The following is a 14184-nucleotide window of genomic DNA, read 5'->3' on the forward strand; positions in this document are numbered from 1 at the left end:
GAAGTTCCCGAAAAACTCACTCACCCAACGCTTTTTTGATCTTTTCCGGTGTGACCGGCAAATGATAAAAGCGCTTGCCTGTCGCATCGGTGATGGCGTTTCCAATGGCAGAGACAATTGGGATCATGACCACTTCTGCCAAGCCTTTTGGCGGTGAGCTGTCAGAGAGTGGGTCGAGATATTCCGCTGTCTGGGTCCAAACCGCGACATCCTTACTGCGTGGGAGCGTATAGCGATTAAAATTCCACGTCCCGTCACCCGGACCATCATCATAAAGCGGCAGTTCCTCCATCAAAGCATGGCCAATACCCATCGCGACACCGCCTTGCTGCTGGCCTGAAACCAGCTGTGGAACGATAATGCTTCCGGGATCAAGCAGGCTGTGATGCCGCATAATCTCCACTTCACCGGTAAAGCTATTGACGTTCAATTCCACAAGACAGGCCGCAGGCGTATAGGTTGTGACACCGGCATTGTTGCGCTGAACAGGCGGATAGTTGACGCTGCGGCGTTTGAGGAAATCATAGCCTCCGGTCGTCATGCGGCTTTTGAGATCGTGGGAAGCGCCATCGCCATAACGCAAGGCGAGAAGGTCGACAGGCAATTCCCGGATTCCTGTGCCGGGTATATCAAATGCGGCAGTGGCCCATTCCCACCGGCTGAAACAATGAAGCGCCACACCGGTAATCAGCCCCATTTCATGCGCCTTTTTGGCAAGGCGTTCAAACGACAGTGTTTCCATGCCGCTGCCGCCAATGCCGCCCTCCACAACACGAAGATCGCCGAGTGTCATCACACCGCTCGCTATCTGCCCACCTGAAACGCCTTCGCTCCAGATCGCGCGGCCAGCAGGCCAGAGCGTATTTTCAAACAGGAATCGTGCAGCTTGCTGTGTGCCAAAACCAAGGAAATAAGCGCTGTTGGAGGCACTCATCGCCGGAAGTGTGAACGGCACCCAAAATGGGTCCTTCTCAAGCTCATCCTGTTGGGGCTGGGTGGTTGTGTAGGGCGAGAAATTGCTGACCATGGGCAGCTCAGCGAATTCAGTCACGCCAAATTCGACGACATCAGGCACCTTGCCCAACATTTTTCTGACCATAACCTGCTGTGCAGTCGTGGCACCAGTGCCGATTTCCTGCACACAATGGCGCATTGTCAATTGGCCATTTGCGTCAAATTCGAGGGCTAAGGCACTTGTGTCTGCACCGGAGCCATAATCTTTTTGCACCTGCGCAAACCCAACCCCGTAAAGTCGGCCGGGATGGGCTGAATTATACTCGGCTCTGGCTTTTTCCCGGTTAAGCCACAGAGGGTGGTTTGCAGCACGATCAAGCATTTCCACATTGCGCAAATCGCCGAGCGGTTGTGCGCCCTGGGTGTTTTCATCACCGGCATGCATGGCATTGCGGCGGCGCAATTCCATGGGATCGATACCCAATTCATCCGCAATTTCATCTACCATCAATTCGGTGATGCTCATGACCTGAATGGTGCCATAGCCGCGCATGGAACCGGCTTCGACGGCTGGTGTCGCAAGTGCTATGGCTGTCAGGTCCGATTGCGGGAAATAATAGATAGATTGTGCGGCGGTGGCAGCAACCTGTGCGACTGAGAATGAGAAATTGGCCCGCCCGCCACCGTTGCAATTGTAAAATCCTTTCAGGATTTCAAACTTTCCGCTTTTGCGATCAGCAACGATTGTTACATCCATTTCGATCGAATGGCGTTTCATCCCCAGCTGAAACTGTTCGTAACGATCATTGGCCAACCGCACGGGCAAACCACCGCCATACAAACACGCGACGAGAGAATAGAAGGGGAAGATCGAATGATCTTTTGAGCCATACCCGACTGTTGTTCCCGTCAAAAGCTTAATCGTTTCCACGGGAAACTGCTTGTTGTCCTTGACGATCAATGCCGCTACCCGTGCCACTTCAAAAGGTGACTGTGCGGCGACAATCAAATGAAGCGACCGGGTGCTGGCGTCATACCAGGCGTTGCCGTTATCAGGCTCCATGGCACTCGGATCAATGGACTGTGAAAAGCCGTGCCGCTCCAACACAAATTTTCTGTCGTCCTTGCGTGCAGCATCAATGGCTTTTTCGATGTCGGCAGCCGCATTCATGCCGCGCTGCATTGGTTCATAGTTTTCACGCGCGACAGCAAGCGGGTCACGCACGCCACCACCGCCGCGATGTTTGGTGGTCACCGAAGTGGGGACGAAAACGCCCGTTGCGCTTTCTGATGGCCATGTTGGCGTGTTGCCGTCAAAGCCGCCCCAGATCACCGAATCCTGAATCGGCGAAAAAACAGATGAGGCTGACGGCGTATCCCCGCCGATGCGCACATAACGGGCCGCGCCGTAATTGGCTGGTGGCTTTGGTCCTGTTTCAGCACCATATTTCACCACGCTCGTTTCAAAGCGCAAACGGCGTTTGGCAGCATCAAAGCGATCAAAATCGCGGTAAATGAGCAGGGCAACCGGCTGTCCGAGCAAGGGCGCGGTCTCGCCCTTGGGCAAAAGAAAATACTTTCCATAAAAGCCTTCATCCAGCCCTTCGGGTTGCGGAGCCAGAATGCCATCGCGTTCAAGGTCTTCATGCAGGATCAGGCGATCAGGTTGTAAATCGGGACCCAGAACGGAGAGGTCCACCATCTCAAATGCCCGATCGGCTTTTGTCGCCTTGATAAAAAAGGCATGCGCCTGATCTTTGGGCCAGCCTTCGAGATCGCGGGCGCGATAATCGCGTGAGAAGGTCTTGTCACCCGTTACCTTACGAATGGCATCCCAGCGGTAGCGTGCCTTTCCATCCTGGCCCAGCCAGTCAGACGCGCTTAGGCCGGATTGTACCTCTTCTGCATGTGCTGCGGGCAGGCGTCCAATCATCACAGCAATGCCGGCAATTGTTCCCAGCTTGATAAAATTACGACGTGAAATATGTGAATCCATTATGCCCTCCGGCGTGATCCGATAGCATTACAAAACAGCTTACAGTCTTTGGGTTTGGCCATGTATTTTTGTAGAAATTTCTTATAGCGGCGGATCTGTTTTTCCAGACCCGCCTCTTCTTAATCGACTGCGCTTTCCTGCGCCGCCACCGCTTGCGTAGTAACGGGTGTGCTTTGCCCACCCCATTCAGCTCTGATCCAGCTTATGAGTGCCGCAATCTCGGGGTCATCCATACGATGTGCAAAAGGCGGCATGGCATACATGCGCTGACCATTGGTGAAAGTCTGCGTTGGAATGCCGTTGACCACAACATTGATCAGTGTCTGCGGATTATCCATCGCAAGCGTTGCATTGCCCTTCATAGAGGGCGCCACATTCGGGATGCCTTCGCCGTTCACACCATGGCAGCCGGAGCAGGCCGATATGTAGGCAAGTCTGCCTGTATCCATAACACTTCCGGGGGCAGGGGACGCGGCTTCCGGTAAGGGCGCAGGTGGTGCAGAGGCTTTGGCGATATTGCCCTGTTCATCGGTCAACAGATAGGTTGCAATCGCCCTGACGTCGTCGGCTTCCATAACGCTTGTAGAGAAATGCGTCACGGTGTTCATGCCGGCAAACGAAGTGCCCTGAGGGGCGATGCCGGTTTGCAGATACTGGCTCAGTGTCTCGATATCAAAGCCATGTTTGGCCAGAGCTTCAGTGGTTATATCAGGGACAGCCATACCATCAACTTCCCCACCTTGCAGAGCGCGGGAAAAGTCGCTGCCCATCATGATATTGCGTGGCGTATGGCAGGCACCGCAATGGGCAAGACCCTCGACAAGATAAGCGCCACGGTTCCATTCTGCCGAACGCTGTTCATTATGCGGTGCTTTGCGATCCGGGAAGTTCAGCAACGTCCAGAAGTTCATAAACGGGCGCACTGGCAGCACGAATACGCCGGTGTTTTCCTTGTTGGCCACCGGCATGGCAGGGATGCTCATCATATAAGCATAGAGCGCATCCAGATCGTCAGGCGTGGTGATATGTGTATCGACAAAGGGCATTGCCGGATACAGATTGCCCTTACCCGCCGCTATTCCATCGCGCAGTGCGCGATGAAAGTCCGCGCGTGTGTAATTGCCGATACCATACTGCTTATCCGGGGTGATATTCGTGGAATAAACAGTGCCAAATGGTGTGCCGATTGCCACACCACCTGCTGCCATTGGCCCTTCGGGCAAAGAGTGGCAGCCAAAGCAATCGCCAGCCAGTGCAAGTTCGCGTCCCCGCGGGATCAGATCTTTCATCTGCTCCGGTGACATCGCTTGCTCTGCCTGTGGAGCAACGCTCGACATGCGGAAAAGGCCAAACAGAATGGCAAGCGCAACCACTGCGCCCAACACGATGATGGCTAAGATCGAATTACGCAATCTATGGCTTTTCATCGTTGGAACTCCTATCCGATCACGCAACCGGGTGTGGCAAGCGCCACATCGCGGATGGCTTCATAATAACGCACATAGCCTGTGCAGCGGCAGATATGGACGTCCAGCGCTTCTTCTATGGCGCCTTCAAGATCTTCGCGCCGGACAGGCTGGCGCTTGAGTTGATCAATGAAAACAGTCGCTCCCGCCACAAAGCCCGGCGTGCAATATCCGCACTGGAAAGAGAAGTGGTCAATGAAAGCCTGCTGAATGGGTGTCAGCTTCAAAACCTTGCCATCGGCATCCGTTTCGGCCTGACCTTCGATTGTGATGATCGATTTCTCGTTGAAGAAATGAGCATCGTAAATGCAGGTACGGCTTTCTGTTTTGCTACCGTCAGGCTGCAATTCCATGACAGTGCAAGCATGGCAAATACCTTGACCGCAACCAAAATGCGTTCCGGTCAAATCCAGATATTCATGCAGAAAATCAATCATTGGCATGCCAACCGGAACCTCAATCGGGCCGATTGGCTTGCCATTGATAGTCAGCGACAACGGACGTTTTTCGATGCTCATGACAAGGCCCTCTTTATCTTTTCCGGTGTGATCGGGAATTCATAGAACCGCTTTCCGGTGGCATGGGTAATCGCATTGCTGGTTGCCGGCAAAATCGGGATCATGCCCAGTTCAGCCATGCCCTTGGGGGGCGATGTCTCTGACAGTGGTGGAAGATAATCCGTGGTCTGGTTCCAGACTGCCACATCTTTGGCACGGGGGAGCGTGTAGCGATTGAAGTTCCATGTGCCATTGCCGGGACCATCATCATAAAGCGGCATTTCTTCCATCAATGCATGCCCCAGCCCCATCGCGGTGCCGCCTTGTATCTGGCCCGATACCAGTTCCGGCACAATCATCGTGCCCGGAGCCATCATCATATGATGGCGCATGACCTGCACCTGACCGGTAAAGGCATTGACATTGAGTTCAACAAGGCAGGCTGCTGGGGTCACAGTTGTGGGATCAGCACCCGCACGTTTTGTGGGCGGGTAATAGGCGATCTTTCGCTTGATAAACTCATAACCTGCTGTGGTCATTCGGCTTTTGAGTTCCTCAGACGCACCATCGCCATAGCGCACGGCAATAGCATCAAGCGGCAGCGTTCTGTTGCCAACCGTTGGAATATCGAATTCAGCCCTCGACCATTGCCAGCTACTATAGGCATGAACAGCCACACCGGTGATCAGCCCCATTTCGTGGGCTTTTTTTGCCAGTCGCTCAAACGGGATCGGCTTCATACCGCCGCCACCGATACCATCGGGCCCGACACGAATGTCCGACAGCTCCACATTGAGGCTTTGAAGCGGACCACCGCCAACCCCTTCGCTCCAGAGCGCCTTTGCGGCAGGCCACAGGCTGTTTTCGAGCAGGAAACGTCCAGCCTGGCGCGTTCCAAAACCAATATAATAAACCCCGCTGGAAGAGCTCATGTCGGGGATCAGCGCAGGCGTCCAGTACGGATCACTCTTGGCGAGCTCGTCCTGTTTTTTCTGATCGGCATAACTGGTGTGTAGGGGCAGTTGCTCAAACTCGGTCACGCCGAAATCGACAATATCAGGCGCCTTGCCCAATGCCTGCCAGATCATCACCTGCTGCGCTGTGGTGCCGCCGGTTCCGATTTCCTGCACGCAATGACGCATGGTCAATTGACCATCCGCATCAAATTCAAGCACCAAAGCGGTTGGAACGCCACTGGAACCATAAACCTGCTGTACCTGCGAAAAGCCCACGCCATAAAGTTTGCCGGGGTTTGCTGCTTCAAATTCCGCCTTGGCTTTCTCGCGGTTTTGCCAGAGCGGGTGTTTTGCTGCCAGATCAAGCATTTCAACATTGCGCGGGTCGCCGGCGATAATGCCACCCTGCGTATTGGGATAGCCTTCCAGAATTGCATTGCGACGGCGCAGCTCAATCGGATCGATTTTGAGCTCATTTGCAATTTCATCGACCATCAGTTCCGTCACGGCCATGGATTGCAGCGAACCAAATCCGCGCATGGAACCGGCCTCAACGGCGGGTGTCGCCATGGCCAGCGCCGTCAAATCGGATTTAGGAAAATAGTAGATCGATTGTGCGCCACGCGCTGCCACATGTGAAACCGCAACAGACAGATTTTCACGACCACCGCCGTTGCAGCTGTAAAAGCCTTTGAGCACCTCAAACTTGCCCGTCTTGCGGTCTGCAAGGATGGAGACATCCATCTCGACGGCATGGCGCTTCATGCCCATCTGGAACTGTTCATAACGATCATTGGCCATGCGGACGGCACGGCCATCGCCATAAAAACACGCTGCCATCGCATAGAACGGAAATACGGAATAATCTTTCGATCCGTAGCCGACGGTTGATCCGGTCAGAAGAACGATGTTTTCGACCGGAAAAAGCTTGTTGTTTTTGGCAAGCATCGCAACAGCATTCACAATGCCGGTCGGCGATTGCGTTGCGGTCATCACATGCATGGTTTTGGTGGATGCATCATACCACGCATTGCAATTGTCCGGTTCCATCGCGCATGGATCGATGGATTGCGAAAAACCATGCCGCTCCAGCACAAACTTGTCGGGATTGTTGCGCGCGGCATCAATTTCATCGGAAATTGCGCGGGCATAGTCCATGGCAATACCCTGTGTATCCGGCTTTTCATCTGCGCGTTGCAGCGCTTCAATGAAACCGCCGCCTCTGTCTTTGCGAATGACAGGCGGAACGGCGACCGCTTTTTCGGGCGCATAAGGCGGCCAGACAGGCGTATTTCCGTCAAATCCACCCTTGATTCCAGCATCCTGAAATGGCGAAAACTTTGACGCCTCATAAGGTGTGTCGCCGCCAATACGCACATAGCGACCGGCACCGTAATTGGCTGGTGGTCTGGGGCCGGTTTCTGCGCCGTAAACAACCGCACGGTCTTCAAAGCGCAAAAGCCGCTTTGCAGCATCGAAGCGATCAAAATCCTTATAAATCAGGATAGCAACGGGATGCCCCAGAATGGGTGGTGTCTCACCTTTGGGCACCAGAATATTGTAGCCGTAAAAGCCTTTGCCCATATTGGTATCCTGCGGGATATTCAGCCCGTCGCGGGCCAGATCTTCCTGCAGGAGAAGCTTGTCTGGTTGCAGATTAGCACCAAGGACGGAAAGGTCAACGCCTTCAAAACTACGATCTGCTTTGGTCGCCTTGAGCATGAAAGCATGGCTTTGCTGTTTCGGCCATCCGGGAATGTTGCGTGCACGATAGTCCCGTGCAAAATTCTTCTGCCCTGTCACCTTGCGCACGCCATCCCACCGGAAGCGCGCCTTGCCATCCTTGCCGATCCAATCCGTCGATGTCGGTCCCGAATGGACTTCCAGTGCGTTTGCAACAGGAATGCGTCCAAGCATGACGGTTATGCCAGCAACACTGCCAAATTTGATAAAATCGCGACGCGAAATGCCTGAAGCCATGCGTAATCTCCTCAGCACAAGGTTCCGGACGCCAGCGGGTTGCCCGGAAGAGCTTTCGTGAAACAGTTCCCGCCGGTGGGCATACAGACCACTAGTATTCGAGTTGTCTCGGGGTCGTTGTTGACTTCTTTTTTTCAGATCCGTCGGACTCTTTGCGTGCGCCATCCTCCTGTTCTTCGAACAAAACGCCGCCGAGTGCTGCGACAAGGATCATAAATCCTGTGCCAAGAAGCCACGACAAATACCAAGGTCCGTAATCACCCAGAATAATGCCAACAAGAATGGCTATGACCGCGATGATCATTGCCAGCACAAAACGCCAGAATACGCTCATCATGGTCTCCTTAAAATGCGTGGTGAGAGGCCTTGACCTGCTCGGAATCCACCTTGCCGCGCATAACCCAGAAGGCCCAGCTCGTATACATAACGATCAGCGGCATGAAGATAACGGTGAAGCCAAGCATCCACATCAGTGTCAGCTGGCTTGAGCCGGAATTCCACACGGTCAGACTGTGGGACGGCTGAGTGCTTGAAGGCATCAGGAACGGGAACATGGCAACGCCTGCGGTGGCGATGACGCCAATCCATGCAATTGCGCCAAGCCACCATCCGAGCACAGCGCGGCGTGCGGCAATCGCCAGAAGTCCAAAAACAATGCCAAAATAGGCAAGGGCAGGGATGCCCCATAAAATGGCGTAGCTATGGAAATTGGACAAAAGCGCACCCGGTATACGCTCGACCACCTGATGAAGCGGTGTTTGCGGCACGCCCGGATTTGGGCCTTGAACGATGTGATATCCATCCATGCCCGAAACCCACAAACCGCCGATACTGAACAGAACAATCGCCAGAACGCCACCGAGCAACGCCGCTTTGCGTGCGCGTTGCGCAAGTTCGCCAAGCCCGCCACTCATGAGCATCGCTCCGCCCATGTAAATGGACAGCGACACGGATAGAAGCCCGCAAAGAATTGCGAACGGATTGAACAGTTCGATGAAGCTGCCGGTGTAATAGGACGTCATCCGCCAGTCGAAATTGAAGGGCACGCCCTGAATGACGTTGCCGATAGCGGCACCAAACACCAGCATGGGCACAAACCCGGAAATGAAAAGGCACCAGTCCCAGGCATTTCTCCAGCGTGGCGATGGCAATTTGCTTCGATACTCAAATCCAAGCGGCCGGACGATCATGCTCCAGAGCAGAACCAGCATGACGATGTAAAAGCCGGAGAAGGCTGTGGCATAAACCAGTGGCCAAGCGGCAAAGATGGCGCCACCACCAAGGATAAACCAGACCTGATTTCCATCCCAGTGAGGGCCGATGATGTTTAGGGCCACGCGGCGATCGGTGTCACTGCGTCCGACATAACGCAGCACCGTACCCACACCCATGTCCATACCGACCATGATGGCAAGCCCCATGAGCAGCACGCCGAGAAGAGCCCACCAGATCAGTTGAAGCGCGAAATAAATATCCACGGCAGAACCTCCTTCTTAATAAGCCACAGCCGGAGCTGATGAGGTTGCAGGGCTTGCTTCTTCCGGCCCATCCGGGCCTTTGCGGATGAAATGAAGCATGAGGAACAATTCGACGATGGCGAAGATTGTGTAGAGCAGGATGAAGCCTGCCAGTGACACGATCATATAGCCGACCGTATGGGTTGATGCTGACAGCCATGTCGGCAGCACCTCATAGACCGTCCAGGGTTGTCGCCCGACTTCCGCAACCAGCCAGCCCATTTCACAGGCAATAAATGGCACTGGGATCATCCACACCGAAGCGCGCAGGAACCAGCGATAATGATGGACGGAATTGGTCAGCGTGAGAATGAAGGATAGGACGAAATAACCGAGCATCAGCAGGCCAAGCCCTACCATAATGCGGAACGACCAGAAGATGATCCAGACTTCAGGTATCGTGTCTTTTGCTGCTCTGTCGATATCGGCATCCGTTATGCGTGTGATGTCGCCGTCAGGTGCATAACGCTGAACGAGAAAGCCGTAGCCGAGATCATCCTTATGCAGATCGAACTTGGCAAGGGCTGCCGCATCCGTCGGATTTGCGCTCAAAATCTGCATGGCCTCGATTGCGGGGATACCGTTCAGAATGCGTTTTTTGGCACGCGCTTCCAGCACATCCGCAGCCGGTACGGTTCCTTCCAGCGAGTGCGTCACGAGGATGGAAAGCATTGCCGGGATTTTAACGGCAAACAGATTGCGTTGTTCGCTTTGTGAGGGAATTGCGATGGCATTAAAAGCCATCGGCGCTTCTTCGGTTTCCCAGAGCGCTTCCATCGCGACAAGCTTGGTGGGTTGCGCATGGGCGCCGACAAAACCCAGCGCATCGCCAAGCGTCAGCACACCACCGGTTCCAAGCACGCCAAACAACGCGGCAATGCGGAACGAACGCTTGGCAATATCCATATGGCGGTTGCGCAACATGTAAAAAGCGCTGATGCCACAAACGAAAATTGCAGCGGTGACATATCCGGCAAGGACGGTATGCACAAACTTCGCCTGCGCATCCGGGTTGAAGAACATATCGAAGAAGCTACTGAGCTCCATACGCATGGTGACAGGATTGAAGTCCGCCCCTTTGGGGCTCTGCATGAAGCTGTTGGCGACAAGAATCCACAAAGCAGAAAGGTTTGAGCCAAGCGCTACCAGATAGGTGACAACCAGGTGCTGCATTTTGGTCAGACGATCCCAACCAAACACCATCAGTCCAAGGAACGTCGATTCCATAAAAAATGCCATCAGCCCTTCAATGGCCAATGCAGTACCAAACGCATCGCCCACAAAGCTGGAATAGAATGACCAGTTCATGCCGAACTGGAATTCCATCGTAAGACCCGTTGCCACGCCGAGTGCAAAATTGATCAGAAGCAGTTTTGCCCAGAACTGTGTCATACGGCGATAAACTTCACGCCCTGTTGTGACATAAACCGTCTCCATAATGGCGACCAGAATAGTCAGGCCCAATGTCAGTGGCACAAAAAGAAAGTGATATAAGGCTGTTGCCGCAAATTGAATGCGTGAAAGATCAACTACCAGATCGTTTACCACGACTAGTCCCCCTCCTTTTCTAGTCCGTAATCACAGAGCTTTACTTTACAAAGCTCTGGTTGCCTGACATCGGACGCATGAAAAGCTGTTTTATAATTATGCTTATTGGATATTATATACTGCTAATTATCAAAACTCTATTTTTGAGTGCTTCTAAACGCCGCACCTTATCCTCATGTCTCGGACGCGGTGTTTTATAATGAGGCACGAAATTCGACCCGAAGCAGAGGAAAATATCCCACGGGTATCTTCAATTTCTCGCAAAAAACGCGATAAAGTTCAAATTAGTATGCTGAATATTTCTTCGCCTTTATTACGGAAAGGCGACCTTCTCCCTGAAGGAAGAATAGATCAGATTAAGTCAAAATTTCCATTAAAATTATTGGCTGCCGTCATTTTTATCCGAGTTTTAACGTGTGTAGCGCGCAAGAATGCATCGTAGCGCGCTACAGTTTCAACACTTATAACGAGGCAGGCGGCGCGTTTACGCCTTGCGTAAAAACTCGGTGCGCAGAACAAGTCCTTTGACCTGTTTGGTGCTGCAATCAACCTCGTCGGGGTTGCCCGTGAGGCGAATATTCTTCACGAGTGTTCCGCGCTTGAGGGTGGTGGATGTACCTTTTACCTTCAGATCCTTGATCAGGGTAACAGAATCGCCATCGTTGAGTTGCGTGCCGTTGCTGTCGCGTACGATTTCATCAGACATAATTTTATCCCGATTATGAGTTGCCGCAGTGCCATGGATTATGACAACTGTCGGTTCGTGAACGGTAGGTGAGCCTACTCTTCTTCTTGGTTGCAGCTTTGGATTTCCATTGAGAGCAGTGATCTGAATGAATGGGATCAGTGCTCTAAGGTTTTCTTTTTCAAGCATAATCTTATCGATCTTCGCTTCGCTCCGGTCGGACTATGTTCTAAAAAGAATGGTTTCGGTCGCCACATCTGATGCTTCTACAATAAAAAAACGCCGCATACATTGCGGCGTTTTGTATTCAGCAAAATTAAGTCTATTGTCCTCGCGGGCCATCGCCTCTATCGCTGGATCTCAACCGAAAACGTTGGTCGCCCCTATAAGGTCGATCCCAGTTGCGTCCCCGATCCCAGTCGTTGCGGCGGTCCCAACGACCGCGGTTCCAGTTTCGTCGCTCATAACGACGATTGTCCCACCGGTCATTGCGATCATTAAGCGCTGCACCAAGGGCGGCACCGGCAATCAACGGTATACCGATGAGCGCTGCTGTATTGCCAAAATTATTTGAGTAACCGCCACTCGAACCTTCGCGCATGGCGAGATAACGTGAGGATGCCCAGCCAGATAATCCGCCATAATTGATCTGGCACCAGCCATAGCCGGAAGTGCACGCCTGAACAGTGACAGGGGACCGGCTCGGAATACTGCCAAGAGCGGCATATCCCGTGCCCGGTCCAGTGCGAACATTCAGATTGGTTGTTACAATAGCATTTGCTGCCTGTGCAGCGCTCGCGGAAAAGACGCCTAAAACCAAGAGTACTGCTTTGAAAGAAGGTCTCATCGGAGGGTTCCCTGAACAACTCTATTGGTTAATAAACGATGAAGATGTGCAAGAGGTTCCCGTTGGCAGTTATATTGCCGGTGATTTAGAGCATTTCCAGCAAAAGTGCGCAGCGGTTTTGCGCAGGACAATGCGTAAAATAAATAGCTAAGGCATTTCCAGCAAAAGTGCGCAGCGGTTTTGCGCAGGACAATGCGTGAAAACCAATGGAGACAGCATTTCCAGCAATTCAATCAAAACAGGAAATGGGTTAGCGGCGGCGGTGACGCAGAATGACGGCAATGGCGAAGCCTGCCAGCCCAACGGCGATGACACCCTGCAACACGAATATCCAGTTCATCATGGCATTTTCCTTTGGTGCATTGTGCACCTGAATTCACGAGCGCATCTTGATCTCCATGAATCAGGTCGGCGCTCTAAGGCTTTTTACGCAACGCATAAAACTTATCAGAGTTTGTCTCTCGCCGATAAGTTTTATGCACTCGACGGTGTTCTACAGCATCGGCTAAAGAATCATAATCATTTTTTGGAAAGCCGAAAACACACATCAAATGGTGAAGTCGTAACTATTCCTGTGGCCCGAAATATTTGTTTTTCAAAGCCGTCAGTTCTTCATTCTCCTGCAAGCTGATGATCGCGATTGAAGCTGGTTTTACGAGATCACTGTGACGCGGGAAAGCAAAACCGTATTTATCAGGGCTGAATATGTTTCCAACGATTTCTACCGGTTCGCCTGCATGTCTATGGGTATAATATTCCAGCACCGGGCTATCGGCGACAATTGCTGAAATTTCATCATTGGTGAGTGCCGCGACAGCCTCTGGGAGATGATCGAAAGTTACAGTCGATATAGAGCGGGCTTGCAAAAGCTGTTGTGCAATGCTTCCCGTCCGTACGCCGACAGTCTTATTCTGCAAATCAGACAGACTATTGATATTATTGGATATATGGGCAACAGTCATGACGCTTGTGACGGACGATGTTACATAGGCAACGAGGGCGATGCCAAAGATCAGCCAGAAAGCCTGCCATATTCGACCCGCCCAGCCAAAGAGATTTTTGCGCGTGCTTTTGCCGGATGTGGCAAGCGAAACCACATGATAAAAGCTTTCGGCCAGACCTTCCATCCAACGGCGTGGGAAATTCTGATCGAATTTGCGATCAAAGATCGTCAGCAGAATCGTGGCAATCAGGATGACAATGCCAATCCATGCATAGGTTGCCAGGTGACCGGCATCTTCAAGATCGCTGATCAGGTCTTCCCAGCCATTGCCAGCTTGCGTGTGCACCATGATACGCAGACCGGCGTCAAACCATGGATGCGTAAAATCAACCACTTCCGCGCGTTTTTCTGTGATGGTGAGATTGGTGACAGCTGCGTCGACCTCATTTTTGGATACGGCCTCCACGAGCGCGGAATAGTTGGGATATTCGATAAACCGTGAGAGAAGCCCCAAACGCGCGCCGATGTCGTTCCAGAGGTCTATCGCCATTCCATTGAATGTCTCGCCCTGTTTGTTGACGAATGGTTCGCTGACATAAACGCCAACCCTCACCTGCCGCAAAGGCGCATCCTGCGCATTCGAGGGTAGGGCTGCAACAATGATAAAAAGAAGGGCAAGCAGGCTTTGCGAGACGATGCAGAGCGATTTTTTACTTAAATTCCACGATGACACAGGTTCAAGCCGATTTTTGTTTCCCACCGTCTCAAGTATAAATATTCCAGCTCAATTTGGAA

10 protein-coding genes are annotated in these 14184 nt (G+C 52.6%); all 10 read right to left on the minus strand.

All coding sequences use genetic code 11. The features are described from left to right. Positions 1 to 16: 16 nt before the first annotated feature. The 10 genes from OPR82_RS04845 to OPR82_RS04890 all read right to left on the minus strand — a co-directional run bounded on the left by OPR82_RS04845 (position 17) and on the right by OPR82_RS04890 (position 14149). Entirely contained in the window at positions 17 to 2950 is a 2934-nt protein-coding gene (locus OPR82_RS04845; RefSeq protein WP_265983341.1) for a xanthine dehydrogenase family protein molybdopterin-binding subunit, read from the minus strand. 119 nt (positions 2951 to 3069) lie between these two features. Beyond that, on the minus strand, positions 3070 to 4377 hold the full coding sequence (locus tag OPR82_RS04850; protein ID WP_265983343.1) for a cytochrome c: 1308 nt from the start codon (positions 4375 to 4377) through the stop codon (positions 3070 to 3072). Positions 4378 to 4388: 11 nt separating this feature from the next. Further along, on the minus strand, positions 4389 to 4934 hold the full coding sequence (locus tag OPR82_RS04855) for a (2Fe-2S)-binding protein (RefSeq protein WP_265983345.1): 546 nt from the start codon (positions 4932 to 4934) through the stop codon (positions 4389 to 4391). Further along, positions 4931 to 7849 carry a xanthine dehydrogenase family protein molybdopterin-binding subunit gene (locus OPR82_RS04860; RefSeq protein ID WP_265983347.1) on the minus strand — a complete coding sequence of 973 codons (2919 nt, stop codon included), beginning with the start codon at positions 7847 to 7849 and terminating at the stop codon, positions 4931 to 4933. Before OPR82_RS04860 ends, OPR82_RS04855 begins: the two co-directional genes overlap by 4 nt. A gap of 91 nt (positions 7850 to 7940) precedes the next feature. Then, complete coding sequence (locus tag OPR82_RS04865; RefSeq protein WP_265983348.1) at positions 7941 to 8183, minus strand: Asp23/Gls24 family envelope stress response protein; 243 nt, start codon at positions 8181 to 8183, stop codon at positions 7941 to 7943. 10 nt (positions 8184 to 8193) lie between these two features. Then, positions 8194 to 9327: a cytochrome d ubiquinol oxidase subunit II gene (gene cydB, locus OPR82_RS04870; RefSeq protein WP_265983350.1), complete on the minus strand. Its 1134-nt coding sequence runs from the start codon at positions 9325 to 9327 to the stop codon at positions 8194 to 8196. Positions 9328 to 9342: 15 nt separating this feature from the next. Continuing rightward, complete coding sequence (locus tag OPR82_RS04875; protein WP_265983353.1) at positions 9343 to 10914, minus strand: cytochrome ubiquinol oxidase subunit I; 1572 nt, start codon at positions 10912 to 10914, stop codon at positions 9343 to 9345. A 484-nt stretch (positions 10915 to 11398) separates the two neighbouring features. Then, on the minus strand, positions 11399 to 11620 hold the full coding sequence (locus OPR82_RS04880) for an alkylphosphonate utilization protein (RefSeq protein WP_094506899.1): 222 nt from the start codon (positions 11618 to 11620) through the stop codon (positions 11399 to 11401). A gap of 301 nt (positions 11621 to 11921) precedes the next feature. Next, positions 11922 to 12446, minus strand: coding sequence for an SH3 domain-containing protein (locus OPR82_RS04885; protein ID WP_265983355.1), 525 nt, complete (start codon positions 12444 to 12446; stop codon positions 11922 to 11924). Positions 12447 to 13012: 566 nt separating this feature from the next. Next, a complete protein-coding gene (locus OPR82_RS04890) occupies positions 13013 to 14149 on the minus strand; it encodes a transporter substrate-binding domain-containing protein (RefSeq protein WP_265983356.1) in 1137 nt (378 codons plus the stop codon). Positions 14150 to 14184: the final 35 nt, after the last annotated feature.

This window comes from Ochrobactrum chromiisoli (assembly GCF_026241335.1).
Lineage (GTDB): Bacteria > Pseudomonadota > Alphaproteobacteria > Rhizobiales > Rhizobiaceae > Brucella > Brucella chromiisoli.

Excerpts from the sequence above, each read along its gene's own strand:
- OPR82_RS04885 (WP_265983355.1), bottom strand. The coding sequence starts at position 12,446 with ATGAGACCTTCTTTCAAAGCAGTACTCTTGGTTTTAGGCGTCTTTTCC.
- OPR82_RS04850 (WP_265983343.1), bottom strand. The coding sequence starts at position 4,377 with ATGAAAAGCCATAGATTGCGTAATTCGATCTTAGCCATCATCGTGTTG.
- OPR82_RS04845 (WP_265983341.1), bottom strand. The coding sequence starts at position 2,950 with ATGGATTCACATATTTCACGTCGTAATTTTATCAAGCTGGGAACAATT.
- OPR82_RS04860 (WP_265983347.1), bottom strand. The coding sequence starts at position 7,849 with ATGGCTTCAGGCATTTCGCGTCGCGATTTTATCAAATTTGGCAGTGTT.
- OPR82_RS04855 (WP_265983345.1), bottom strand. The coding sequence starts at position 4,934 with ATGAGCATCGAAAAACGTCCGTTGTCGCTGACTATCAATGGCAAGCCA.
- OPR82_RS04865 (WP_265983348.1), bottom strand. The coding sequence starts at position 8,183 with ATGAGCGTATTCTGGCGTTTTGTGCTGGCAATGATCATCGCGGTCATA.
- OPR82_RS04880 (WP_094506899.1), bottom strand. The coding sequence starts at position 11,620 with ATGTCTGATGAAATCGTACGCGACAGCAACGGCACGCAACTCAACGAT.